The sequence below is a fragment of the Kitasatospora sp. NPDC002227 genome (assembly GCF_040296285.1).
Lineage (GTDB): Bacteria > Actinomycetota > Actinomycetes > Streptomycetales > Streptomycetaceae > Kitasatospora.
In genome coordinates this window covers 37,475-61,453 of sequence record NZ_JBEOWY010000017.1, presented here as the reverse complement: position 1 = coordinate 61,453, position 23,979 = coordinate 37,475, and the positions used below count along the sequence as shown (strand labels likewise).

18 protein-coding genes and 1 pseudogene are annotated in these 23,979 nt (G+C 73.8%); 9 read left to right on the top strand and 10 right to left on the bottom strand.

Translation table 11 applies throughout. The features are described from left to right. Positions 1 to 53: 53 nt before the first annotated feature. The 3 genes from metG (at position 54) to ABT095_RS17865 (ending at position 4,963) form a co-directional block, all read left to right on the top strand. On the top strand, positions 54 to 1,778 hold the full coding sequence (gene metG, locus ABT095_RS17875) for a methionine--tRNA ligase (protein ID WP_350530369.1): 1,725 nt from the start codon (positions 54 to 56) through the stop codon (positions 1,776 to 1,778). Between the two features lie 48 nt (positions 1,779 to 1,826). Then, positions 1,827 to 4,403, top strand: coding sequence for an ATP-binding protein (locus tag ABT095_RS17870; protein ID WP_350530368.1), 2,577 nt, complete (start codon positions 1,827 to 1,829; stop codon positions 4,401 to 4,403). Positions 4,404 to 4,513: 110 nt separating this feature from the next. Continuing rightward, the gene (locus tag ABT095_RS17865; RefSeq protein WP_350530367.1) at positions 4,514 to 4,963 is read left to right on the top strand and encodes a hypothetical protein; all 450 of its coding nucleotides are present in this window, start codon (positions 4,514 to 4,516) and stop codon (positions 4,961 to 4,963) included. A 3-nt stretch (positions 4,964 to 4,966) separates the two neighbouring features. On the opposite strand, the gene ABT095_RS17860 is transcribed toward ABT095_RS17865, so the two are convergent. The 4 genes from ABT095_RS17860 to ABT095_RS17845 form a co-directional block, all read right to left on the bottom strand. After that, complete coding sequence (locus ABT095_RS17860) at positions 4,967 to 6,100, bottom strand: polyprenyl synthetase family protein (protein ID WP_350530366.1); 1,134 nt, start codon at positions 6,098 to 6,100, stop codon at positions 4,967 to 4,969. Beyond that, positions 6,097 to 7,470, bottom strand: a complete 1,374-nt coding sequence (locus ABT095_RS17855; protein ID WP_350530365.1) for a cytochrome P450 — start codon at positions 7,468 to 7,470, stop codon at positions 6,097 to 6,099. The genes ABT095_RS17860 and ABT095_RS17855 overlap by 4 nt, the downstream gene beginning before the upstream one ends. Beyond that, complete coding sequence (locus ABT095_RS17850; RefSeq protein WP_350530364.1) at positions 7,467 to 8,891, bottom strand: cytochrome P450; 1,425 nt, start codon at positions 8,889 to 8,891, stop codon at positions 7,467 to 7,469. Before ABT095_RS17850 ends, ABT095_RS17855 begins: the two co-directional genes overlap by 4 nt. Positions 8,892 to 8,971: 80 nt before the next feature. Continuing rightward, entirely contained in the window at positions 8,972 to 10,054 is a 1,083-nt protein-coding gene (locus ABT095_RS17845) for a terpene synthase family protein (RefSeq protein WP_350530363.1), read from the bottom strand. A 162-nt stretch (positions 10,055 to 10,216) separates the two neighbouring features. Here ABT095_RS17845 and ABT095_RS17840 point away from each other — a divergent pair, with 162 nt between their 5' ends. The 4 genes from ABT095_RS17840 to meaB all read left to right on the top strand — a co-directional run bounded on the left by ABT095_RS17840 (position 10,217) and on the right by meaB (position 16,432). After that, positions 10,217 to 11,212 (top strand): isopenicillin N synthase family dioxygenase, encoded by a 996-nt coding sequence (locus ABT095_RS17840; RefSeq protein WP_350530362.1) that lies wholly within the window; start codon positions 10,217 to 10,219, stop codon positions 11,210 to 11,212. Between the two features lie 160 nt (positions 11,213 to 11,372). Next, entirely contained in the window at positions 11,373 to 13,235 is a 1,863-nt protein-coding gene (locus tag ABT095_RS17835; protein ID WP_350530361.1) for a methylmalonyl-CoA mutase subunit beta, read from the top strand. Continuing rightward, a complete protein-coding gene (gene scpA, locus ABT095_RS17830; protein WP_350530360.1) occupies positions 13,235 to 15,427 on the top strand; it encodes a methylmalonyl-CoA mutase in 2,193 nt (730 codons plus the stop codon). The genes ABT095_RS17835 and scpA overlap by 1 nt, the downstream gene beginning before the upstream one ends. 3 nt (positions 15,428 to 15,430) lie before the next feature. Further along, positions 15,431 to 16,432 carry a methylmalonyl Co-A mutase-associated GTPase MeaB gene (meaB, locus tag ABT095_RS17825; protein ID WP_350530359.1) on the top strand — a complete coding sequence of 334 codons (1,002 nt, stop codon included), beginning with the start codon at positions 15,431 to 15,433 and terminating at the stop codon, positions 16,430 to 16,432. Positions 16,433 to 16,552: 120 nt separating this feature from the next. Here meaB and ABT095_RS17820 read toward each other — a convergent pair whose 3' ends face one another. Both ABT095_RS17820 and ABT095_RS17815 read right to left on the bottom strand, forming a co-directional pair. After that, positions 16,553 to 16,744, bottom strand: a complete 192-nt coding sequence (locus tag ABT095_RS17820; protein ID WP_350530358.1) for a hypothetical protein — start codon at positions 16,742 to 16,744, stop codon at positions 16,553 to 16,555. 52 nt (positions 16,745 to 16,796) lie between these two features. Then, entirely contained in the window at positions 16,797 to 18,236 is a 1,440-nt protein-coding gene (locus tag ABT095_RS17815) for a hypothetical protein (RefSeq protein WP_350530357.1), read from the bottom strand. A gap of 151 nt (positions 18,237 to 18,387) precedes the next feature. Here ABT095_RS17815 and ABT095_RS17810 point away from each other — a divergent pair, with 151 nt between their 5' ends. Together ABT095_RS17810 and ABT095_RS17805 are read left to right on the top strand one after the other, a co-directional pair. Continuing rightward, positions 18,388 to 20,034, top strand: a complete 1,647-nt coding sequence (locus ABT095_RS17810; protein ID WP_350530356.1) for an acyl-CoA dehydrogenase family protein — start codon at positions 18,388 to 18,390, stop codon at positions 20,032 to 20,034. Between the two features lie 16 nt (positions 20,035 to 20,050). Continuing rightward, positions 20,051 to 20,905, top strand: coding sequence for a 4'-phosphopantetheinyl transferase family protein (locus ABT095_RS17805; protein WP_350530355.1), 855 nt, complete (start codon positions 20,051 to 20,053; stop codon positions 20,903 to 20,905). Here the strand turns inward: ABT095_RS17805 and ABT095_RS17800 are convergent. The 4 genes and pseudogenes from ABT095_RS17800 to ABT095_RS17785 all read right to left on the bottom strand — a co-directional run. Next, positions 20,892 to 21,365, bottom strand: coding sequence for a hypothetical protein (locus ABT095_RS17800; protein WP_350530354.1), 474 nt, complete (start codon positions 21,363 to 21,365; stop codon positions 20,892 to 20,894). The two genes, ABT095_RS17805 and ABT095_RS17800, sit on opposite strands and share 14 nt — an antisense overlap. Before the next feature lie 7 nt (positions 21,366 to 21,372). Next, positions 21,373 to 22,761: an MFS transporter gene (locus ABT095_RS17795; RefSeq protein ID WP_502884912.1), complete on the bottom strand. Its 1,389-nt coding sequence runs from the start codon at positions 22,759 to 22,761 to the stop codon at positions 21,373 to 21,375. Continuing rightward, positions 22,758 to 23,561 (bottom strand): glycerophosphodiester phosphodiesterase family protein, encoded by an 804-nt coding sequence (locus ABT095_RS17790; protein WP_350530353.1) that lies wholly within the window; start codon positions 23,559 to 23,561, stop codon positions 22,758 to 22,760. The genes ABT095_RS17795 and ABT095_RS17790 overlap by 4 nt, the downstream gene beginning before the upstream one ends. Before the next feature lie 199 nt (positions 23,562 to 23,760). Further along, positions 23,761 to 23,892: pseudogene (locus tag ABT095_RS17785) on the bottom strand (carbohydrate-binding protein); the annotation flags it as partial. Positions 23,893 to 23,979: the final 87 nt, after the last annotated feature.

The following is a 23,979-nucleotide window of genomic DNA, read 5'->3' as shown; positions in this document are numbered from 1 at the left end:
GTCGCGGCGCTCCTGCGGGGGCGCTGCCGGACACCGCATTGGAGCGTCCGAGCATGGCTCGACACCTGATCACCAGCGCCCTCCCCTACATCAACGGGATCAAGCACCTGGGGAACATGGTGGGTTCGATGCTCCCCGCCGATGTGTACTCCCGGTACCTGCGCCAGCGCGGCCACGACGTCCTCTACATCTGTGCGACCGACGAGCACGGCACCCCGGCCGAGCTGGCCGCCAAGGAGGCCGGGCTGCCGGTGGCCGACTTCTGCGCCGCCGCGCACGACCAGCAGAAGGCGATCTACGACGGGTTCGAGCTCTCCTTCGACCACTTCGGCCGCAGCTCCTCGCCGCAGAACCGCGAGATCACCCAGGAGATCGCCCGCGAGCTGCACGCCAACGGCTTCATCGAGGAGCGGTCCGTCCGCCAGGTGTACTCCAACGCGGACGAGCGCTTCCTGCCGGACCGCTACATCGTCGGCACCTGCCCGCACTGCGGCTACGACAAGGCCCGCGGCGACCAGTGCGAGAACTGCACCCGGGTGCTCGACCCGACCGACCTGATCGACGCCCGCTCGGCGATCAGCGGCAGCGCCGACCTCGAGGTCCGCGAGACCAAGCACCTCTTCCTGCTGCAGGCCAAGCTGACCGGCGAGGTCGAGGCCTGGATCGCCGCCAACGGCGACTCCTGGCCGGTGCTCGCCTCCTCGATCGCCCGCAAGTGGCTCACCGAGGGCCTGCAGGACCGCGCCATCACCCGCGACCTGGAGTGGGGCGTGCCGGTGCCGGCCGACGTCTGGCCCGAACTCGCGGCCGAGGGCAAGGTCTTCTACGTCTGGTTCGACGCCCCGATCGAGTACATCGGCGCCACCAAGGAGTGGTCGGACGCCGCCCGGCCCGGCGAGACCCGGGACTGGAAGTCCTGGTGGTACCAGGCCGACGACGTCCGCTACACCGAGTTCATGGCCAAGGACAACGTCCCGTTCCACACGGTGATGTTCCCCGCCACCATCCTCGGCTCCCGCCAGCCCTGGAAGATGGTCGACTACGTCAAGGCCTTCAACTGGCTGACGTACTACGGCGGCAAGTTCTCCACCAGCCAGAAGCGCGGCATCTTCACCGACGTCGCCCTGGAGCTCTTCCCGGCCGACTACTGGCGCTACTTCCTGATCGCCAACGCCCCCGAGTCGGACGACTCCAGCTTCAGCTGGGAGCTGTTCGCGTCGACCGTCAACAAGGACCTGGCCGGCGTGCTCGGCAACTTCGTCAACCGGGTGCTCACCTTCAGCCGCAAGCGCTTCGGCGACGACGTCCCGGCCGGTGCCGAGGCGGGCGAGGCGGAGGCGCGGCTCGGCGAGCAGATCGCCGAGCTGCTCGCCGAGTACGAGGGCCACCTGGACGCGCTCAACTTCCGCAAGGCCGTGCAGAGCCTGCGCGCCCTGTGGAGCGCGGGCAACGGCTACCTGGACGAGAAGGCGCCCTGGACCCAGGTCAAGACCGACCCGGAGGGCGCGGCGCTCACCCTGCGCACCGCGATGAACCTGATCCACCTCTACGCCGTGCTCTCCGAGCCGCTGATCCCGGCTGCCAGCCGCGCCATGCGCACCTCCTTCGCCCTCCCGGCGGACGAGCTGAGCTGGTACACCCCGGAGCAGGCCAAGGCGCTGGACCTGGTCCCGGCCGGTACGCCGTTCACCGTCCCGCCGGTGCTCTTCGCCAAGATCACCGACGAGGACCTGGAGAGCTACCGCACCCGCTTCGGCGGTGACCCGGACGCCGCCTGATCCGCCCCACCGGTGTCCGCCGCACACGGTGCGGCGGACACTGGTGGTGTGGACCTTGTGGAACGGGAGGGCGTCCTCGCCGAACTGGGCGCCCATCTGGAGCAGGCCACGCGGGGCCGAGGGCGGCTGGTGCTGCTCAGGGGCGAGGCCGGGATCGGCAAGACCGCGGTGGTCCGCCGCTTCGCCGAGCAGGTCGGCGCACGCGCCCGGGTCCTGACCGGTGGCTGCGATCCGCTGAGCACCCCGTGCCCGCTCGGTCCGCTGACCGAGACGGCCGCCGGCCTGGGCCCGGCGGTGGAGAAGGCGCTGGCGGCGGCCCTGGAGAGCGCGCACGGCACCAGCACGGTGTTCCGCGCCCTGCTCACCGAGCTCGGCGCCCGGCCCACGGTGCTGGTGTTCGAGGACCTGCACTGGGCCGACGCCGCCACCCTCGACCTGCTGCGCTACCTCGGCCGGCACCTGGAGACCAGCTCCGCGCTGGTCCTCGCCACCTACCGTGACGACGAGATAGGGCCGGCCCACCCGCTGCGCGCGGTCCTGGGGGACCTGGCGGGCTGCCCGGCGGTGCACCGCTGCGAGTTCGCCCCGCTCAGCCGTGACGGCGTGGCGGCGCTGGCGGCGGGCCGCCCCGTGGACGCCGAGGAGCTGCACCGCATCACCAGGGGCAACCCCTTCTTCGTGACCGAGGTGCTGACGGCACCGGCCGGGGATATCCCGGCCACCGTCCGCGAGGCGGTGCTCGGGCGGCTGGCCCGGCTGCCCGGGCCGGCCCGGTCGGCGGTCGACGCGGTGGCCGTGGTCGGCTCCGGCGCACCGCTCGGGCTGCTCCGCGCCGTCCTCCCCGAGCCGGGCACCCCCTGGGAGGAGGCCCTGGCACTGGGCGTGCTGCACACCGAGGGGCCGACGATCGCCTTCCGGCACGAACTCGCGCGCATCGCCGTCCTGGAGGACGTCCCGGCGTACCGCCGGGTCGAGCTGCACCGGCGGGTGCTGGCCGCCCTGCGCTCCGCCCCCGTCGGCCCGAGCGACCTGTCGCGCCTGGCCTACCACGCCGAGGAGTCCGGCGAGAGCGCCGCCGTCCTCGAGTACGCCCGGGCCGCCGCGGCCCACGCCTCGGCGATGGGAGCGCACCGTGAGGCCGCCGACCAGTACGGCCGGGCTCTGCGGCACGCCGACGCCCTGCCGCCCGGCGACCTGGCCGCCCTGCTTGAGGGCCGGGCGTTCGCGTGCACCTTCGCGACCCAGGTGCCCGAGGCGATCGGCTGCTGGCAGCGGGCGGCCGAGCTGAGACGGGCGCTCGACGACGGGCTCCGCGAGGGCGACGACCTGCGCTGGCTCTCCTTCGTGCTGTGGCCCTCCGGCCGCCGGAGCGAGGCCGAGCAGGTCGGCCGGCAGGCGGTGGCCGTGCTGGCGCGCCGGGAGCCGGGGCCCGAACTGGCCTGGGCGTACGTGAACCTGGCCGATCTGGCCGCCTACGGCCAGGACCTCGCCGCCGCCGAGACCCACGCCCGGCAGGCGGTCGAGCTGGGCGAGCGGCTGGGGGAGCCGGCCGTGGTCGTCCGGGCGCGGTTCCATGTCGCGCTGGCCCGGGTGCTGTGCGGCGGCGACGGCTGGGCCGGCATCGAGCAGGCCTGGCGGGCCGCGGTGGCGGCCGAGCTCGAGGTGCACGCGGGCCTGATGGGGGTCAGCGCCTCCGGGGCCGCCGTGCTGCACCGCGACCTGGCCCGCGCCGGGCCCATGCTGGAGCGGACCATGGCGTACTGCCTGGACCACAACCTGGAGTCCTTCCGCCACGTCACGGGCGCGCTGCTGGCGCGGACGCTGGTGCTGCGCGGCCGGTGGGCGGAGGCGGCGGAGGCGGCCCACGCCGCCCTGGGCCGCCCCGAGCTGCCGCTCACCGGCCGGCTCTGGTCCCTGGTCACCCTGGCCCTGGTCCGGGCCCGCCGCGGCGAGCCGCAGGTGTGGCCGCTGCTCGACGAAGCCGCCACGGCGGCCGACCCCACCGACCTGTTCCTGCTCGGCCCGGTCTGGGAGGCGCGGGCCGAGGCGGCCTGGCTGGACGGGGAGGACGAGCGAGCCGTGGCCGAGGCCGGGCGCGGGCTGGCCGTGGTGACGGTGCACAGCGACCCGTGGCTGGCCGGAGGCCTGTCCGTCTGGGCCCGGCGCGGCGGCGCCCGCCCGCCCGAGGTGCCGGCCGCCGAGCCGTTCGCCGCCGAGCTGGCGGGGGCTTGGCAGGCCGCGGCGGCTGCCTGGGACGGTCGCGGCTGCGCCTACGAAGCGGCGCTGGCCCGGCTGGACGGCGACGCCTCTGCGGTCCATGCGGCGCTGACCGCTTTCGAGGCGCTCGGGGCCCGGCCCGCCGCCGCCCGGGCCCGGGCGAAGCTGAAGGCCCTGGGCGTACGCGTCGGGGCCCACGGCCCACGCCCCGCCACCCGGGCCAACCGGCACGGGCTGACCCGCCGCGAGCAGGAGATCTGCGGCCTGCTGCGCCAGGGGCTGTCGGGCCCCGAGATCGCGGCCCGGCTGTACATCAGCCCCAAGACCGTGGGCCGCCACGTCGAGGCGATCCTGAGCAAGCTGGGGGCCCACACGCGCGCGGAGGCGCTGCGCACCCTCGGGGAGTGAGCCGGTCACCGCGCGTATCTGGGGTCGGGGCGGCGAAACCTGGGGTCGCGGGTCCGATGTTCCCGCTCCGGGCCGGGGATAGCGTGAGGTCACGAGCGAGGAGGTCGATCATGCGAATGCATCATGGGAGGCTCGCCGCGGCTGCTGCCGCACTCACTCTCGCGGCCACGCTGGGTACGGGCGCGCCGGCCTGGGCCCAGACCGCCACCACCACCCCGACGGGCCACCTGTCGGTGTGGGTGAGCGACGGCTTCGGCGGTGGCACCGTCACCGGCCCGGGCGGGATCCACTGCTACCAGGGGCCGTGGGCCGATCCGTACGGGGACGTCCCGCAGCCGGACCCCACCGGCACCTGCGACGCCGCCTTCCCCGTCGGAACGTCCGTCACCCTGACCGCCAGGGCCGACCCGGGGTCGTACATCAACTACTGGGATCCGCCGAGTTCCCTGTGCAACTACCACTCGTACTCGTGCACAGTGACCCTGAAGGTCGTCCAGGGCTACAACGCGGCGGATTTCATGTTCTGCCCGGAGGACGGCCTCTGCTCGGCCATGTACTGACCGTCAACCACCCTGCAGGACGGCCTCGGTGAGGTCGGCCAGCAGGGTGACTCCTTCGGGGGCGAGCCCCTCGGCGGCGCTGAGGGCGGTCAGGCAGCGGCCCTGGTGGTGGCGGATCGCCCGGCGGGTGGCCTCCAGGCCGCCCGAGCGGCGGACCAGTTCGGCGGCCCGGTGGGTCAGGGCCTGGTCCGGCGCCCGGCCGGAGCGGGCCCGGAGCAGCGGTGCCAGCGCGGGTTCGTAGCGCAGCGCCCACAGGGTCGGGTAGGTGTAGACGCCGTTGGCGAGGTCATGGCCGACCGGTTTGCCCAGGGTGTCGGCGGTGGCCGTGAGGTCGAGCAGGTCGTCGCGGAGCTGGAAGGCCAGGCCCAGGTGGTGGCCGAAGCGGCCGAGCGCGGCTGTGGTCCGGGGTGAGTGCCGGGCGGCGAGGGCGCCGAGGCGGGTGGCGGCCTCGACCAGCGCGGCCGTCTTGCCGCCGATCGCCGCGTAGTAGGAGGGCACGGTGCGCCGGGGGTCGAAGGTGGTGGACCACTCCTCGGCCTGGCCCTCGCAGAGCCGCACCAGACTGCGGGCGAGCAGGCCGCCCGCGCCCAGGGCCGCGGCGGCGGCGTGCGCGTGGCCCAGCAGGTAGTCGCCCGCGACCAGGGCCAGGCCGGTGCCGCCCCTGGCGCTGATCGTGCCGACGCCGTGGCGGGTCGGCGCTTCGTCCATGATGTCGTCGTGCACCAGGCTCGCCAGGTGCAGCAGCTCCACGGCGGCCGCGGCGAGGGCGACCCGGCCGTACCCGACCAGGGGCGGCGCGCCGGGCCGGCGGCCGGTGGTGGGCGGCGGGCGGAGCGGGCCGAGGGCGGCCCGTGCGGTGCGCGGGCCGGAGGCCGCCGCGGCCCGGGCGGTCGCGACCACGAGCAGCGGCCGGATCCGCTTGCCGCCGCTGAACACGTCGGCCATGGCGGGCGGGATGACCAGCGGAGCGGCGTGGACGGCCGCGTCGACCACCTGCAGGGCCGTGGCGAGGTCGGCGCGGACGACCGCCTCGCCGAGGTGCCCGGCCACGGCTCGGCCGGCGGGGGTGCGGAGCAGCCGCTCGGCGGCCGGCTCCGGCGCGGGCGGGTGCCCGGCGGGCCGGACGGCGGCGGTCATGCGGCGGCCGTCGAGCGGAGAGCGGCGGCCCGGGGCGGGCGGGGCGTGCGCCGCTCGACCGTCATCAGGGCTCCTTCGGCGCCGAGCGAGGCCCGGGCGAGCGGGCGGGGAGCCGCGCCGGGGGCCGGGCACAGGCGGTAGCGGGCGGCGACCGCGGTGACGGCCAGGACCAGTTCGGTCATGGCGAGTTCGTCGCCGATGCACTGGCGGTTGCCCGCTCCGAAGGGCAGCCAGGCCGCCCGGGCCGCGGGGGAGGGGTCGAGCCAGCGGTCCGGGTCGAAGCGGGTCGGCTCGGGGAAGGCCCGGGGGTCGTGCTGGCACTGGTAGGGGCTGAACAGCACGGTGCTGCCGCGCGGGATGCGCTGCCCGGCCAGCTCGGTGTCGGCGGTGGCGGTGCGGGAGAGCAGCCAGGCCGGGGGGTAGCGGCGCAGAGCCTCGGTCACCACCCGGCGGGTGTGGGCCAGCCGGGGCAGGTCGGCGGCGGCGAGCGCGGTGGCCGGGCGGCCGCCGAGCACCGCGTCCGCCTCGGCCTGGACTCGGCGCTCGGCCTCCGGGTGGCCGGCCAGCAGGAGGAACACCCAGGTCAGCGCGTCGCCCGGCGGCTCGGTCGCGCCGATCAGCAGGGTCATCACCTGGTCGTGGATCTCCTGCCCGGAGAGCGCGGCGCCGTGTTCGTCGCGGGCACCGACCAGGATCGACAGCACGTCACCGTGGTCCCGCCCGGCCCGCCGGTAGGCCTGTACGGTCTCGCGGATGACGCGGTGCATGGTGGCGCGGGCCCGCTCGAAGCGGCGGTTGGCGGGCAGCGGCAGGCGGTGCGCCCACTCCACCGGCAGGATCATGCGCTGGTAGACGCCGCGCATGATGACCGGCATGGCGCCCACCACCTCGGCGACCGCCCGCTCGTCCAGCCCGGAGCCGAACATGGTGCGGGCGGCCACCCGCAGGGTGAGGGCGTGCAACTCGTGGCCGAGGTCCAGGACTTGGCCCGGGCGCCAGCCGTCCAGGGCGGCGTCGAGCTGACCGGCCATCAACTGCTGGTAGCCGGGCAGGCGGTGGGCGTGGAAGGCGGGCTGGAGGAGCAGGCGCTGCCTGCGGTGGGTGATGAAGTCGGAGCTGACGAGTCCGTTGCCGACCAGCAGCCGGGCCTTCTCGAAGAGCGGGCCGCCCTTGTCGAAGACGCGCGGCTCGTGCAGGACCTGCAGGGTGGCGGCGGCCCCGCAGGCGAGGTAGGCCCGGTACGGCCCGAGCCGCAGGGTCACCAGGCCTTCTGTGGCCGCGAGTTCGCGCATGAAGGGCAGTGGCCGCCGCCACAGCTGCCCGGCGTGGCCGAGCAGCGGGAGGGCGTGCGGGGCGGTGGCGGCGGTCACTGCCCACCGCCCTGGTAGGGGCAGCCGTTGGCGGTCGGGGTGGCGGCGGACGCGGTGACGGCGGGCGCCCGGCGGGTGAGCCGCATCGGCAGCGGGCCCGGGCCGAGGGTGGCCTCCGGGAGGTGCTCGCGGGCGGCGCCGGGGATCGGCCGCAGCGTCCAGGCGGCATGCAGCCGGGCGATCACCAGCATCGCCTCGGTGAGCGCGAACTTGTCGCCGATGCACTTGCGGTTGCCCAGGATGAACGGCTGCATGGCCGTCCGGGCGGCCTCGCTCGCGCGGCCGGGCAGCCAGCGATCCGGGTCGAAGACCTCCGGGTCGGGGAACAACCCCGGGTCGTGGTGCGGGATGTAGGGGCTGACCAGCAGGATGGTGCCCTTGGCCAGCCGGTGGCCGCCGAGCTCGGTGTCCTGGGTGGTGATCCGGGTCAGCAGCCAGACCGGCGGGCGCAGGCGCAGCGTCTCGTACAGCACCCGGCCGAGGTAGTCGAGCCGGGGCAGGTCCGCGAACTCGGCCGGGCGGCCGCCGAGCACCGCGTCCAGCTCCTGCTGCAACTGCCGCTCCACCTCGGGGTGTCCGGCGATCAGGTGGAGGGTGGAGCAGATCGCGTTGGCCGTGGTCTCCATGCCGCCCGCGAGCAGGGTGGTGACCTGTTTGTGGATCTCCTCCTCGTTCAGGCCCTGCCCGGTCTCCTCGTCCACCGTGCTGATCAGGATGGACATCAGGTCGCCGTGGTCGATGCCCGCCTCGCGGTACTGGGTGATGGTCTTCGCCACCACCTGCCGCATCCGGTGGTGGGCCAGCGCGAACTCGCGGTTGTCCCGGGTGGGCAGCTTCTCGAGCAGGGCGGTGGGGGCGACCATCCGCTTGTAGACCCCGCGGTTGATGAGCGGCATGCACTCCTGGACCTCGGCGGTGGCCTCGGTGCTGATCGGGTTGGTGAACATGGTGCGGGCGGCGATCCGCAGGGTCAGGGTGTGCATCTGGGCGCGGACGTCGCACTCCTGCCCGTCCCGCCAGCCCGCCAGCAGCTCGGTGGTCTCCTGCTCCATCACGGTCGCGTACCCGGCGAGCCTGGCCTGGTGGAAGCCCGGCTGCATCATCCTGCGCTGGCGGCGGTGGGGCTCGAAGGCCGCGGAGAACAGGCCGCTGCCGACCAGCTCCTCGGCCTTGTCGAAGAGCGGGCCGCCCTTGTCGAAGACGCGTGGGGCCAGCAGTACTTCACGCATCAGGGTGGCGTCGCAGACCAGTACGGCGGGTCGCCGGCCGAGCCGGACCTCGACCAGCTCGCCGTGCCGGGGCAGGCCGGTGAGGAACTCCAGCGGCCGGCGGGCGAGCTTCAGGGCGTGGCCGAGCAGCGGCAGGGCGCCGGGGGCCAGGGCGTAGCGGGCTGCCGGTCGGTCGGGGGCGATCGCGGCCATGGGAGGCTCCTCAGGCGGCTCGGGCGGTTCATGGCTCAGGCGGGCCGGGGCGGCTCGGCGGGGTGACTCGGCGGGGTGGCTCAGCGGGTGGCGGGAGCGGGGCGGAAGTGGGCCACCGGGTCGGTGAGGCTGAGCCAGCCGGAGGTGCTGCCGTCCCAGGCCGAGCCGTCGCCGAAGTAGCGGGGGGTCAGGTACTCGAACTCCTGGCTCCCGCCGATCAGTTGGTCCAGCCCCGCGAGGTAGGCCCGCAGGTCGGCGTCGGCCGGCCCGGCCAGCAGCGCGTCCCGGGCGGCGAGGTAGGCCCGCTCGTGCCGCTCGACCAGCGCGCACAGCCGGTCGACGGCGGCCTGCAGCGTCAGGCCCTGGCCCTCGCAGAGCACCCGTACGGTGGTCATGGTGTCCTCGTCCCGGTACTCCTTGCGCCAGGAGAGCAGGTCGTTGACGATGATCAGCTGCCGCATGGCGTGGTGGTGCACCTGGTTGAGCAGGCCGGTGGCGCGCAGCGCGGTGAGGTCCACCTCGGCGGCGTACTCGGTGAGCAGCTGCAGGAAGGCGCAGCCGAAGCTGTCCTCGCGCACCCGCATGCACTCCTCGAACTCCGGTACGGCGCGGTCGAGTTTGCTGCGGATCTCCACCGCGCAGCCGTGCAGGAAGGCTGCCAGTGAGGCCAGCAGCCGCGCGGTCTGCGCCGGGCTCAGCCCGCGGCCCAGCCGCTCGTACAAGTCCCGCGCGGCTCGGCCGTAGACCGCCGCCGGCCCGTCGCCGGCCGGGAGCGGGCCGTCGAGCGCGTCGAGGACGGCGGCGAAGGTGGCCCGGGCCGAGGCGTGGTCGGCGCCGAGGGCGTGGCGGTCCGAGGCGAAGCTGTCGATGACGGTGACGAACTGGTACCAGTCGGCGATGTCCCGTGCCCGGCCCGCATCGGCCCGCGGCACCGTCAGTGGCCCGTAGAGGCCGTTGCGCTGGCGCAGGAAGTGCAGCAGCTGCTCCTCGCCGGCGAAGCAGGGGCCGAGCATCCGGCGGACCCAGCCGTTGGAGGCGAACTCGATCCGCGCGGCCTCGGGGTGGTAGCCGACCGGCAGCAGCCGGGGCAGGGGCGGCAGGTAGAACTCCTCGGGCCGCCCGGCGGAGGTCTCCTGGTCGTCGATCGGTGCGGCCGTCGTCAAGGGAACCCCCAAGGGCGTCGCGCTGCGGCCGGAACGGCGGGAGCAGCCGGGCCGCAGACGCTCCGACCTTGCGCAGGCGCGCTAAAGCCGCCCTGAGGCCCGGGCTTCAGCCGTGCCGCAAGGAAACCGCCGTAGCTTCCCCGGCGGAGGAAAGGAGTGCTGATGTCCACATCAGTCGAAGACGCCACCGTGGTGGGCGGTTACGTGCCCGTCATCGATCTCTCCGGCACCGACACCCCCGCCGGGAGACTGGCCGCGGCGCGGGCGATCGGCGCGGCCTGCGAGACGTCCGGCTTCTTCACCGTGGTCGGCCACGGGGTCGGGCAGGAGCTGATCGACCGGATGTACGAGACCTCCCGCGCCTTCTTCGAGCTCCCGGCCGAGGCGAAGGCCGAGGTGGCCGTGGTGCCCGGCAGCAACGGCTTCTACGCGAGCGCCGGCTGCGGCTCCAAGAGCTGCGGGGTCGAGGCCCCGCCGGACTTGGCGGAGGTGTACTCGGCGAGTGTGCGCGGGGACGGCGTCACGCCGCGCCCCGACGCCGCGTACGCGACGGTGCCCTGGCAGGCCGCCAACCGCTGGCCCGAGGCGCCGGCCGGCTTCCGGGAGGTGTACCGCGAGTACGGCGAGGCGATGGAGCGCCTCGCCGGCGGGCTGATCCGGCTGTTCGCGCTGGCGCTCGGCCTGGACGAGGGCTTCTTCGACGACAAGACCGACCGCCATGCCTCCACCGTCTCGGCGAACTACTACTACCCGCTGACCGAGCCGCCGATGGACGGTCAGCTGCGCAAGGGCCCGCATGCCGACTGGGGCAACATGACGATCCTCTACCAGGACGCGGCGGGCGGCCTGCAGGTCGAGCGGCCGGGCCACGGCTGGTGCGACGTGCCGTACACCCGGGGCAGCTTCGTGGTGAACATCGGCGACATGATGGAGTTCTGGACCGGCGGGCGGTGGGTCTCCACCATGCACCAGGTGACCAACCCGGCCGTGGGCGAGGGCCGGGCCCGGATCAGCCTGCCGTTCTTCCACATCCCCAACCCGGACGCGCCGATCACCCCGCTGTTCCCGTTCAGCAACGAGCGCACCGCCGAGCGGATCAAGGGCGCGGCCACCCCGCAGGAGTGGTTCGAGCAGCGGATGGCCGACGTCTTCTCCTGAGCCGGCGCCGAGGATGCCCCCCGTTCACCCGGACGGGGGGTCAGCGGCGGCGGACAGGGGTTCCCACCTGCGGCACTACGGGCTGCGGGGAGTGCAGCGAGGGCAAGGTCACACCGGTTCGATCTGATGCGTAGGGGTTAACTACCTCTAACCTTCCCTCATGACGGTCTCGCCCGAAGGGCTCTCCCTGGCCGCCGAGTTCCCGGATGCAAACCGTGAGCAGTGGCAGCGTCTTGTCGAAGGCGTCCTGCGCAAGTCTGGCGCGCAGGACGTGAGTGGTGCCGACGCCGAGGATGCGCTGGCCACCGACCTCCAGGACGGCCTGCGGGTCCGTCCGCTGTACACCGCGACGGACACGGCCGCCGAGCCCGGATACCCCGGCTCCTTCCCCTTCGTCCGGGGCGGCCGCCCGCAGGGCTCGGCCGTCGGCGGGTGGGACGTGCGCCAGCAGCACACCGACCCCGACCCGCGCCGGGCCAACGAAGCGGTCCTGGCCGACCTGGAGCACGGGGTCACCAGCCTCTGGCTGACCCTGGACAGCGAGCACGGCCTGCCGGTCGCCGCGCTGCCGCAGGCCCTGGACGGCGTGTACCTCGACCTCGCCGCCGTCGCGCTGGACGCGGGCGCCGAGTTCCCGGCCGCCGCCGAGCAGCTGCTCGCGATGTACGACAAGCCCACCGGCACCCTGGGTGCCGACCCGCTCGGCCTGCTCGCCCGCACCGGCGACGACGCGCGGACCGCCGAGCTGCTGGCCGCCGCCACCGGGCTGGCCCGCCGCACCGCCGAGGGCCACCCCGGCCTGCGCGCCCTGGCCGTCGACGCCCTGCCGTACCACGAGGCCGGCGCCTCCGCCGCCCAGGAGCTGGGCTGCGCGCTGGCCACCGGCGTCGCCTACCTGCGCGAGCTGACCGCCGCCGGGCTGAGCGCCGACGAGGCCGCCGGGCAGCTGGAGTTCCGCCTCGCGGCCACCGCCGACCAGTTCCTCACCATCGCCAAGCTGCGCGCCGCCCGCCGGGTGTGGGCCCGCGTCGCCGAGGTGTGCGGGGTGGCCGGCGAGCACGCGGCGCAGCGTCAGCACGCCGTCACCTCCCGGGTGATGATGACCGAGCGCGACCCGTGGGTGAACATGCTGCGCACCACGGTCGCCTGCCTGGCGGCCGGGCTCGGCGGCGCCGACGCCGTCACCGTGCTGCCCTTCGACGAGGCCGTCGGCCTGCCCGACGCCTTCGCCCGCCGGATCGCCCGCAACACCCAGTCCGTCCTGCTCGAGGAGTCCCACCTGGCCCGGGTGATCGACCCGGCCGGCGGCTCCTGGTACGTCGAGCAGCTCACCGAGGAGCTCGCCCGGGCCGCCTGGGCGTTCTTCCAGGAGATCGAGCGGGCCGGCGGCCAGCGCGCCGCGCTCACCGAGGGCCTGGTCGCCGAGCGGATCGGGCAGACCTGGGCCGAGCGGAGTGCCGAGCTGGCCCACCGCCGCGAGCCGATCACCGGCGTCAGCGAGTTCCCCAACCTGGGCGAGCAGCCGCTCACCCGCGAGCCGGCCCCGGCCCGCCCCGCCGGCGGCCTGCCGACCGTGCGCCGCGCCGAGCGGTTCGAGGCGCTGCGCCGCCGCTCCGACGCCTTCCTCGCCGCCCGGGGCGCGCGCCCGAAGGCCTTTCTCGCCGCGATCGGCCCGGCGGCCGCGTACGCCGGCCGCTCGGCCTTCGCCGCCAACCTGCTGCAGGCCGGCGGCATCGAGACCACGTCGGCCGAGGGGACGGACGCCGCCGCGCTGGCCGAGGCCTTCGCCGCCTCGGGCGCCGCCGTCGCGTGCCTGTGCTCGAGTGACAAGCTGTACGTGGAGCACGCCGAGGCGGTGGCCGCCGCGCTCAAGGCGGCCGGGGCCAGGCTCGTCCTGCTCGCCGGGCAGGGTGGCGAGCAGCGCGAGGCGTACCAGCGGGCGGGGGTGGACGCGTTCGTCCACGTGGGCAGCGACGCCGTCGCCGTCCTGACCGCCGCCCTCGACGAGATCGGAGCGGTGTGATGATTCCCGACTTCACCGAGGTCGAGCTCGGCGAGGCGCAGGGCGCCACCGAGGAGCAGTGGCAGGCGGGCTGGCAGCAGGCCACCGGCAAGGACGTGGCCGAGCAGGTCTGGGAGACCCCCGAGGGGATCGCCGTCAAGCCGCTCTACACCGGCGCCGACCTCGCGGACGTGGACTTCCTGGGCACCTACCCGGGCATCGCCCCGTACCTGCGCGGCCCGTACTCGACCATGTACGTCAACCAGCCGTGGACGGTCCGCCAGTACGCGGGCTTCTCCACCGCCGAGGAGTCCAACGCCTTCTACCGCCGCAACCTCGCGGCCGGCCAGAAGGGCCTCTCGGTCGCCTTCGACCTGCCCACCCACCGTGGCTACGACAGCGACCACCCCCGGGTCACCGGCGACGTCGGCATGGCCGGCGTCGCGATCGACTCGATCTACGACATGCGCCAGCTCTTCGACGGCATCCCGCTGGACAAGATGTCGGTCTCGATGACCATGAACGGCGCCGTACTGCCGGTGCTCGCCCTCTACATCGTGGCTGCCGAGGAGCAGGGGGTGGCGCCGGAGCAGCTGGCCGGGACCATCCAGAACGACATCCTCAAGGAGTTCATGGTCCGCAACACCTACATCTATCCGCCGCAGCCCTCGATGCGGATCATCTCCGACATCTTCGCGTACACCTCGCAGAAGATGCCGCGCTACAACTCGATCTCCATCTCCGGCTACCACATCCAGGAGGCCGGAGCCACGGCCGACCTGGAGCTCGCCTACACCCTCGCCGACGGCGTGGAGTACCTGCGGGCCGGCATCGCGGCCGGGATGGACGTGGACGCCTTCGCGCCGCGCCTCTCCTTCTTCTGGGCGATCGGCATGAACTACTTCATGGAGATCGCCAAGCTTCGCGCGGCCCGCCTGCTCTGGGCCAAGCTGGTCAAGCAGTTCGACCCGAAGAGCCCCAAGTCCCTCAGCCTGCGCACCCATTCGCAGACCTCGGGCTGGTCGCTCACGGCGCAGGACGTGTTCAACAACGTCACCCGCACCTGCGTCGAGGCGATGGCCGCGACCCAGGGCCACACCCAGTCGCTGCACACCAACGCGCTCGACGAGGCGCTCGCGCTGCCGACCGACTTCTCGGCCCGGATCGCCCGCAACACCCAGCTGCTGCTGCAGCAGGAGTCCGGCACCTGCCGGGTCATCGACCCGTGGGGCGGCAGCGCCTACGTGGAGAAGCTGACCCAGGAGCTCGCCACCCGCGCCTGGGAGCACATCCAGGAGGTCGAGGCGGCCGGCGGCATGGCCAAGGCCATCGACGCGGGCATTCCCAAGCTGCGCGTGGAGGAGGCCGCCGCCCGCACCCAGGCCCGGATCGACTCCGGCCGCCAGCCGGTGATCGGCGTCAACAAGTACCGGGTCGCCAATGACGAGCAGATCGAGGTGCTCAAGGTCGACAACTCCTCGGTCCGCGCCCAGCAGGTCGACAAGCTCGCCCGGCTGCGCGCCGAGCGCGACGAGGACGCCTGCCAGGCCGCGCTCGCCGCGCTCACCGCCGCGGCTTCGGAAGGCGCCTCCGCCGGTCTGGAGAACAACCTGCTGGCGCTGGCCATCGTCGCCGCCCGGGCCAAGGCCACCGTCGGCGAGATCTCGGACGCGCTGGAGAAGGTGTACGGCCGCCACTCCGGCCAGATCCGTACCATCTCGGGTGTGTACCGCGACGAAGCCGGCCCCTCCGAGGGGCTCAACCGCACCCGCGAACTGGTCGAGCGCTTCGAGGAGGCGGAGGGCCGCCGCCCGCGCATCCTGGTCGCCAAGATGGGCCAGGACGGCCACGACCGCGGCCAGAAGGTGATCGCCACCGCCTTCGCCGACCTCGGCTTCACCGTGGACGTCGGCCCGCTCTTCCAGACCCCCGCCGAGGTGGCCCGCCAGGCCGTCGAGGCCGATGTGCACATCGTCGGCGTCAACTCGCTGGCGGCCGGGCACCTGACGCTGGTGCCCGCGCTTCGTGCCGAACTCGTCGCCGCCGGGCGCGAGGACATCATGATCGTGGTCGGCGGGGTCATCCCCCCGCAGGACTTCGACGCGCTGTACGAGGCCGGCGCCGCCGCGGTCTTCCCGCCCGGCACGGTCATCCCGGACGCCGCCTACGACCTGATCCGCAGGCTGGCCGCCGACCTCGGCCACGAGCTGTAGCCGATGGCCCGCCCTGTTGACCTGGACGCCTACGTCCACGGGGTGCTCGACGGCTCGCGCGCGTACATCGCGCGGGCCGTCACCCTGGTCGAGTCCACCCGGCCCGACCACCGGGAGCTGGCGCAGCGGTTGCTGGTCGCCCTGCTGCCGCACGCCGGTCGCGCGGTCAGGATCGGGATCACCGGTGTGCCGGGTGTCGGCAAGTCGACCTTCATCGACTCCTTCGGCTCGATGCTCACCGGGCTGGGCCACCGGGTCGCGGTGCTCGCCGTCGACCCGACCTCGACCCGTACCGGCGGCTCCATCCTGGGCGACAAGACCCGGATGGAGCGGCTCGCGGTGGACCCGGCCGCGTTCGTCCGGCCCTCGCCGACCTCCGGCACGCTCGGCGGCGTCGCCAAGGCGACCCGGGAGAGCATGGTGGTGATGGAGGCCGCCGGCTACGACATGGTGCTGGTCGAGACCGTCGGCGTCGGCCAGTCCGAGACCACCGTCGCGCAGATGGTCGACACCTTCCTGCTGCTCACCCTGGCCCGCACCGGGGACCAGCTGCAGGGCATCAAGAAGGGCGTCCTCGAACTCGCCGACCTGGTCGCGGTCAACAAGGCCGACGGTCCGTTCGAGCTGGACGCCAAGAAGGCCGCCCGCGAGCTGGCCGGCGCCCTGCGCCTGCTCCAGCCCCCGGAAGCCGCCTGGACCCCACCCGTCCTCACCTGCTCGGGCCTCTCCGGCACCGGCCTGGACGACCTCTGGGACCGCCTCCAGGCCCACCGCCAACTCCTCGACGCCACCGGAGCGTTGGCGGAGAAGCGGCGTAGCCAGCAGGTCGACTGGCTGTGGGCCATGGTCCACGACCAGCTGCTGGCCAGGCTGCACGGCGACCCGGCCGTACGGGAGCTGGCCCCTGGCCTGGAACAGCAGGTCCGCGAGGGCACTCTTACGGCTGCGCTGGCGGCCGAGCAGATCCTCGAGAGCTTCTACCGAGACCGGGGCCGGGACGCTTGACCACCCCCCGGCGAGAACCGAGCGGCCGGTAGGTCGCACGGACGGGCGTCGACCGGCGAGTGGCGTTCACGGCAGCGGCTTCGACGGGTGTCCGTGTCGCGGGGGAGTCCAGGCCCTTGGTCAGGCCGGGTGTGGCCGCTCCGGCGCCCGCAGCTGCTGCCGGGCCTCCTCGAACAGGGCCGTCGACCGTGCCTGGCCGTCCCGGGACCACTCGGCTCCGGGGAAGGTCTGCCGGCCCTCGATGGTGTGGACATAACCCCCGGGCTGGTCGAGACGGGGTGGGGTCTCGTTGGGCTCGACTGGCTGGGTCACCGGTGTTCATCTCCCTCGTCGGGGGTAGTTCCCAGTCTGCCACGAGCAGGAATCAGGCCTCCGGCCGGCTGCGCCGGCGCCGCCACCAGGGGGCGCCCCACACGGTGACAGCCAGCAACGCGAATCCGACGGCGGTGACGATCCCGGCGCCGATGAAGGCCAGGGCCAGCCATGTCTCGTCCTGAGCCAGAACGAGGGCCAGCACCACCAGGAAGGCGAGCCCCACGACGGCCGCCACCACCATCCGGTGCCAGCGGAGCATCACGGTGGTCAGCTCGTGCTCGTCAGCGCGGATGAGGACGGCGATCCCGGCCGCGCCGAAGGCAGTCAGGAAGGTACCCATCAGCACGGCGGAATTGGGGGTGGGGTCGCCTGTGGAGTCCTTCGCAGGGAGGAACGCGTCGACGCGGGCGGCGTTGAGCCACATCACCAGCGTCACGGCGAGTGAGAGCACTGTCGCGGACCTGAGCCAGCCGGTGGTGGAGAGTTTGAGCCGCACCAGTACCAGGCAACTCTCCACGTCGTCCTTGTGCTGCCCCCTCGCAGTCACCTGTGACCGTGAGGGTGAGATCTCGGTCGGGCAGCGCAGCGCGTACGAGGCCTTGTGCTCCGGCAGCTTCCTGACCTCCAGCAGCCGGACATCGACCCCGTGCGGGTTGCTGACCTCGCAGTGGTAACTGGTGCTGTTGAGTACGGCGGCGGGGATGGTGAACGGCCAGTCCGCCCAGCCGAGCCGGGTGGCCAGCGTGGGCCGTGACGAGGCGCTCTCCCGGATCGGCGCCAGCCAGGTGTCGGCGCGCATCTCGTAGCTGTACTTGACCACCCGGTGCTGGCCCTCCTGCCCCTCGATCAGGACGCAGAGGAAGTAGCTCTCCGCGAGCATCTTGCTCCAGCGTACGAACTCTTTGTCCCGCAGGAGAATCCACCGGTCCTGCAGGCTCATCCCCCAGTCGGAGCCCACCACTTGGCCCCAAGCCGGACCCGCCGCCAGGGCGGAGGAGACGGAGCAGAGCTGGGTGAGGGCGTTGCGGAGCCCTTCGCCGAGTTCGACTGGCGGCGGTTCGACCCCGCGCCGGGCCAGGCGGGCGGCGCGGGTGAGGATGGCAGAGGCCAGTGCCAGCAGGCATTCGACGGAGAGCTCGGCCGACTTCTCGGCCCGCAACCGCGGCAGTGAGCGGTCGCTCTCATCCAGGAGGTCGAATGACATCGAGAGTTCGTGCTTGCCGAGCAAGGCGATCGGTAGGACACGGACCGGCGCCGCTCCCAAGCCCGTCACGTCGCAGGTCTGGCCGGGCGGGCACGGCGCCTTGGGCGCCGTTCCAGGGATGCTCAGATCGATGCTGGCGTGCACCCGCACCGTCTTGTGGTCGGAGAACACCACCGAGTCGACCCGGCGATGCATCCACTCCGCTCGCTTGCTCCAGGTCAGGCCGAGCTCGGCGCCCGTCGCTGTGGCGCGCAGGCCTTGCTGCGGTTGGGCTGGATCTGCCATCGGACTCACCCGTCCACACGGTAGTGCAGCCATCCTAGGCCGGGCCCGGACGGCCGGAGCGGCTGGTAGGGCACTTGACGTAGTACGGGGGAGCTGACGAACTGGCAGGTGGCGGCTGACCGTTCGGAAGCGGACGGTCTACCTTCGATCCATGGTGACCTGGGATCTGGTGTCTGCCGCCGGTCGGGCCGCAGAGTTGGAGCACCTGCTCGGCGACCGGCTCGGTCCGGCCGCCGTGCTGGCGGCCGACGAGCGGTACGAACTGCCGTGCGGCGGTGAGGCGCTGCTCGCCGAGTTCGGACTGGCCGAGGAGTTCGTGCCGGTCGAGCTCGGCGGGCGCCTGGCCGGCACGGACGAGCTGGTGCAGGTGCTGCGGGCCGTCTTCCGGCGGGACTTCGCGCTCGGGTACGGCCCGGTGGCCGGCAGCCTGACCGCCGCGCTGGCGGTCTGGGCGCACGGCACCCCCACCCAGCGCCGCGAGACCGCCGACCTGCTGCTCACCGGCGGCCGGCTCACCGTCGTGGAGCCGGATTTCGCACCCGAGGACGGCCACGGCGACGAACTCGCCGTCGGCGAGACCGAGTCGGGCGAGCCCAGGCTGTACGGCGGCAAGCGCAGCGTGCCCGGGATCGGCCGGGCCGACGCGCTCGTCGCGTATGCCCGCACCGAGGACGGTCTGCGCGCCGAGCTGTTCGGCCCGCGCGAGCTGAGCCGGCCCGGCGTGCGCCGGTTGCCCCGGGTGCTCACCGAGGGCAACCGGGGCGGCGAGCAGGGCGGCCTGTACGTCGAGAGCCTGCCGCTGCCCAAGGACACCGGGCTCGGCGGCGACGGCCTCGCCCTGCTGCTCGGCGCGCACCAGATCACCCGCGCCGCCGTGCCCGCGATGGCGCTCGGCACCGCCGAGACCGCGCTGCGCACCGCGCTCGGCTATGCCGTGGACTCGCCCGCCCGCAACGGGCAGCCGCTCGGCGACGCCCGCCGCCGGGACGCCGTGGCCTGGGCGTTCGCCGACCTGCTGGCCGCCGACTGCCTGTTCACCACGGCCGTGCGGGCGCTGCACCTGCTGCCGGGCCGCAGCAGCCTGCTCTCCGCCGCCGCCAAGTACGTCGGCCCGCAGCTGATGGTGGACGGTCTGCAGGACCTCTCCGCCGTGCTCGGCGCCGAGACCTTCTGCACCTGGGGCCCGTACGGCATGTTCGGCAAGGCCCAGCGGGACTTGCGGCTGGTGCACTCCACCTACCCCGGCACGCCCTGCTGCCTGGCCACCATCGTGCCCCAGTTGCCGACGGCCGTGGTGGCCGGCGCGGTGCCGGAGGCGCTGTTCCGCCCCGGTGCGCCGCTGCCGGAGCTGGTCTTCGACGCGCTCGCACCGGCCGCCGACGCGGACCCGCTCGGCGGTGAGATCCTGGCCGCGGCGGAGGAGTTCGCCGACCGGGCGGAGCCGCTCGGGCCGTTGGCGGCCGCGCTGGCGGCGGAGCTGGCCGCGCTGCGGGAGGGCGCTGCCGAGCTGGGGCCGGACAGCGGCACCCGGGGCTACGCGCTGGGCGAGCGCTTCGCACTGCTGCAGACCGCCGCCGCCTGCCTGGGCGTGTGGCGGCACTGGGCCCGGCACGGCGAGGACGCGTTCCTGGCCGACCCCGGCTGGCTGCTGCTGGTGCTCGCCCGGCTGCTCGGCCGGCTGGAGCACCCGGTACGGCCGAAGCTGACCGAGTCCGCCGAGCTGGTCGCGGCCGAGGCGCTGGACCGCTTCCACGGGGTGCGCAGCTTCGACCTGCGCGGCATCCGGCTGGGCGGGTGAGGCGGTGCTCGGGGGAGTGGCCACGGAGCAGGCGGCTCCGGCCGCGACACTGCGGCCGATCCGGCTGGTGGGGCCGGCTGCGGCGGGCGGACCGGAGGCCGACGGGGCGTGGGCGGCGGTGCACCGGGCGATGACCGGGGAGGGCACCGCCGTGGTCTACGGCACGGTGGCCGACTGGCAGCACCCGGTGCCCGGTGAGCCGGACTTGGCCGCCTTGCTGGGGCGGGAGTCCGAGCGGTACGAGGCCTTCGACCAGCCGGCCGAGCAGGTCCGCTTCGCGGCCTCGCGGCGGCTGGTCAAGCACACGGCGGCGGCGGTGGTCGGCGCCCTGCCCGAGGAGCTCGACCTCGGCCACCGGCCCAGCGGCGGCCTGTACGTGCGCGGGGTGGGCCGGCTCTCGGTGAGCCTGAGCCACACCGAGGACCTGATGGTGGTGGGCGTCTCCCGGCGCGGCCAGCTCGGCACCGACGTGGAGTCCACCGGGCGCGAGGTGCACGAGGCGACCGCCGCCCTGTGCTGCAGCCCCTACGAGCGGGCCGCCTTGAAGGAGCTCGCGCCGGAGCTGCGCGGCCCGGCGCTGCTGCGGCTGTGGACCCTCAAGGAGGCCTATACCAAGGCGATCGGCCAGGGCCTGCGCTTCCCGTTCACCCAGTTCGGCTTCGACCTCGACGGCGAGCGCCCCCGCCTCTGCTGGCCCGACGGCCGCCCCCGCGAGGCCAGCCTCTGGCACATCGAGACCCACCTCGTCCCGGAGGCCTACCGGATCAGCGTCGCCGTCGCCGAGACCACCGACGGCACCCCCGCCGCCACCGTCCTGGACCCGGCCATCATGGCCGCCGCCCGTCGAGCCGGTGCGGTCAGCGACCAGTAACCGGACGGCCGTCGCGCCGCGCCGCGCGACGCCGCCGGATCAGTGCGACGGGGAAGGTCCAGACCCAGAGCGCGCAGAGCACGGCAAGCACCGTCGTGACGACCGTGACCGTCAGCCAGGCGGTGCCGCCGCCGGGCGGGTAGACAGTGTCACCGCCGGTGTCGACGGCAGCGACACTCCCGCCCACGCCGAGCGAGGAACCGCCGCTGATGGGGAGCTCGGTACGGACGTCGGATCCGTCGGCGGAGACGAAGCGCCCGATATCGCCGCAGTGCCCCTTGCTGCAGGCGATCCTGGTCACGGTCCAGGTTCCCGTCCGGCCGTGGTTCTGATGCGCCGACCACGTGGGGCCGAGCTGCATGACGCAGAGCGTGAGCAGGATCCACATGCCGGGCCCGGCCAGGTAGCGCCACCAGAACCGCCAGAACTCCCCCGCGCCCGCCCGATACAGCTTCGGCATCCTCTGGTCAGAGCCGCTCGGGGACGGGGTTGCCGACGGCCTCGATGGCGCGGCGGACGGGGACCTTCGCGAGGACGGCGAACCCGATCACGAAGAAGACCAGCAGCGAGATGATCGCCGAGCGGTAGCTGCCGGTGACCTGGTAGGCGAAGCCGAAGACCAGCGGGCCCATCCAGCTGGTGCCACGGTCGCTGATCTTGTAGAAGCTGAAGTACTCGGCCTCCCGGCCGGCCGGGATGAGGTGGGAGAACAGCGAGCGGGAGAGCGCCTGGCTGCCGCCGAGCACCAGGCCGATCATGCAGGCCAGGCCGAAGAACCAGACCGGCTGGTGGGCGGGCATGAGGTAGCCGAGCGCGAGGGTGATCACCCAGCCGACCAGGGAGCCCAGCACGGTCCGCTTGGCGCCGTACCGCTGGGCGATCCGGCCGAGCAGCAGTGCGCCGCCGATCGCGACGATCTGCACGGTGAGCACGGCGGCGACCAGCGTGGTCTGGCTCATGCCGAGCTCCTCGCTGCCGAAGAGCGAAGCCTGCGACACGACGGTCTGGATGCCGTCGTTGTAGCAGAGGAAGGCACCCAGGTAGAGCAGGGTGAGCGGGTACTGCCGCATGCCGCGCAGGGTGCGGGCGAGCTCGCGCAGGCTGCCCGCCGAGGGCCGGCCGGGCTCGGCCGCCGCACGGGCGGGGGCGACTCCCGCCCGGGAGGGCAGCCGCAGCAGCGGGACGACGGTGAAGATGGCCCACCACAGGCCGGCCGAGGCCAGGCAGATCCGGACGGCGGTGCCCGCCGACAGGCCGAGCGCGTCGTGGCCGAGGAACAGCGCCAGGCTGACGATCAGCAGCACGCCGCCGCCCGCGTACCCGTACGCCCAGCCCTTGGAGGAGACGGCGTCCCGCTCGTCGGGGGAGGCCAGGCCCGGCAGGTAGGCGTAGGAGAGGGCCACCGACACCGCGTAGCAGATGTTGGCGACCACCAGGAGTGCCCCGCCCAGCAGGTAGCGGTCGCCGCTGAGGAAGAACATCCCCATGGTGGCGAGGGCGCCGACGTAGGCGAAGCCGCACATGAGCTCCTTGTGCCGCCCGGTGCGGTCCGCGATCGTGCCGGTCAGCAGCATGACCACGACCGACAGCACGACGGAGAGCGAGACCGTGTACGGGAAGAAGGACCCGGCGCGGACGGTGAGGCCCAGCGGGTGCACCTCGCCGGCGGCGTCGGCGGCGTTCTTGGCCACCGAGGTCAGGTAGGGCCCGAGGAAGACCGTCAGGACGGAGGCCGAGAAGGCGGCGTTGGCCCAGTCGTTGACGTACCAGCCGAACTGCATCCGGCGCAGGGCGCGGCCGTCGGCGGCCGCCTCGCGGTCCGGCAGCTCGTCCTGCTGGAGGGCGGTGGTGCTCATGGGGCTCCCATGTCGGTGTTGGAGCCAGTGCTGCTGTTGGTCCAGCAGCCGCGCTCGTCGAGGACGTCCCGGAGAATGTCGATGCGATCGGCCATGATGCCATCCACCCCGAGGTCCAGGAGAGCCCGGATCCGTGTGGCGTCGTCCACAGTCCAGACGTGGACCTGAAGGCCGAGCTGGTGGGCGGCCCGGACGAAGGCCCGGTCGACCACCCGCACGCCGTTCTGCCGCTCCGGCACCTGCGCACACAGCCCGGCGTACGGCGTACGACGGGCGGGCAGCAGTGGCCCGGCCAGCGAGCGCAGCCGCAGCCGGGCCACCTCCCGCGGCCCGAGCGAGGTGGCCAGCCGGGGTCCGGCCGCGGCGCGGACGGCGGCCAGGCGGCGGTCGGAGAAGCCGCCGACGCAGACGCGGTCCCAGGCGTCGGCCCGGCGGACGGCCTCGACCAGCGGCCCGACGGCCGGCGCGGCCTTGACGTCCACGTTGAAGCGGGCCGAGGGGAAGGCGCCGAGCAGGTCCTCGAAGAGCGGCACCGGCTCGGTGCCGCCGATCCGGGCCTGCCGGACGGCCTCCCAGGGCAGCTCGGCCACCGCACCGGTGCGGTCGGTGACCCGGTCGAGCCGGGAGTCGTGGAAGGCCACCAGGACACCGTCGGCGGTCGCGTGGACGTCCGTCTCCAGGTAGCGGTACCCGAGGGCCACGGCGGCCTCGAAGGCGGCGAGCGAGTTCTCCGGGTGGCCGAGGTCGCCGCCCCGGTGCGCGAAGGCGAGCGGCCCCGGGTGGTCGAGGAAGGGGTGCATGCGGTGCTCCGGAGCTTGCTCGGGGCGGGGGGTGGGTGCTGCCCGCTCGAAGGCCGTCCGGGCTGTGCGCGTTACAGTATTACGCAGACTGTCAAGACGTAACGCCCTGGGGATGCGGGACTCCGGTGCGTGGCCGTCCACGGGTGATCGAGCGCCCGGCCGCCCCAGCCGCAGGCCGGGCGCTCGGCTCCCGGGGGTGTCAGGCCCGCTGCCAGAGGGCCGGTACGTTCGGCGGCTCCCAGCCGGGCGGGGCGGTGTGGGCCTGGAGGCAGGTGTAGGAGACGCCGGCGTAGGTGACCCGGTCGCCCGCTCGGTAGGCCGTGCCGGCCGACTTGGCCGCACAGGCCCTGAGCGTCGGCCCAGTGGTGCACCTGGCCGGGCGTGATCACGCACAACTGCGGTGGCGCGAGGGCCGGGT

Excerpts from the sequence above, each read along its gene's own strand:
- metG (WP_350530369.1), top strand. The coding sequence starts at position 54 with ATGGCTCGACACCTGATCACCAGCGCCCTCCCCTACATCAACGGGATC.
- ABT095_RS17850 (WP_350530364.1), bottom strand. The coding sequence starts at position 8,891 with ATGGCCGCGATCGCCCCCGACCGACCGGCAGCCCGCTACGCCCTGGCC.
- meaB (WP_350530359.1), top strand. The coding sequence starts at position 15,431 with ATGGCCCGCCCTGTTGACCTGGACGCCTACGTCCACGGGGTGCTCGAC.
- ABT095_RS17865 (WP_350530367.1), top strand. The coding sequence starts at position 4,514 with ATGCGAATGCATCATGGGAGGCTCGCCGCGGCTGCTGCCGCACTCACT.
- ABT095_RS17835 (WP_350530361.1), top strand. The coding sequence starts at position 11,373 with ATGACGGTCTCGCCCGAAGGGCTCTCCCTGGCCGCCGAGTTCCCGGAT.
- ABT095_RS17840 (WP_350530362.1), top strand. The coding sequence starts at position 10,217 with ATGTCCACATCAGTCGAAGACGCCACCGTGGTGGGCGGTTACGTGCCC.
- ABT095_RS17790 (WP_350530353.1), bottom strand. The coding sequence starts at position 23,561 with ATGCACCCCTTCCTCGACCACCCGGGGCCGCTCGCCTTCGCGCACCGG.
- ABT095_RS17800 (WP_350530354.1), bottom strand. The coding sequence starts at position 21,365 with ATGCCGAAGCTGTATCGGGCGGGCGCGGGGGAGTTCTGGCGGTTCTGG.
- scpA (WP_350530360.1), top strand. The coding sequence starts at position 13,235 with ATGATTCCCGACTTCACCGAGGTCGAGCTCGGCGAGGCGCAGGGCGCC.
- ABT095_RS17815 (WP_350530357.1), bottom strand. The coding sequence starts at position 18,236 with ATGGCAGATCCAGCCCAACCGCAGCAAGGCCTGCGCGCCACAGCGACG.
- ABT095_RS17810 (WP_350530356.1), top strand. The coding sequence starts at position 18,388 with ATGGTGACCTGGGATCTGGTGTCTGCCGCCGGTCGGGCCGCAGAGTTG.
- ABT095_RS17860 (WP_350530366.1), bottom strand. The coding sequence starts at position 6,100 with ATGACCGCCGCCGTCCGGCCCGCCGGGCACCCGCCCGCGCCGGAGCCG.
- ABT095_RS17795 (WP_502884912.1), bottom strand. The coding sequence starts at position 22,761 with ATGAGCACCACCGCCCTCCAGCAGGACGAGCTGCCGGACCGCGAGGCG.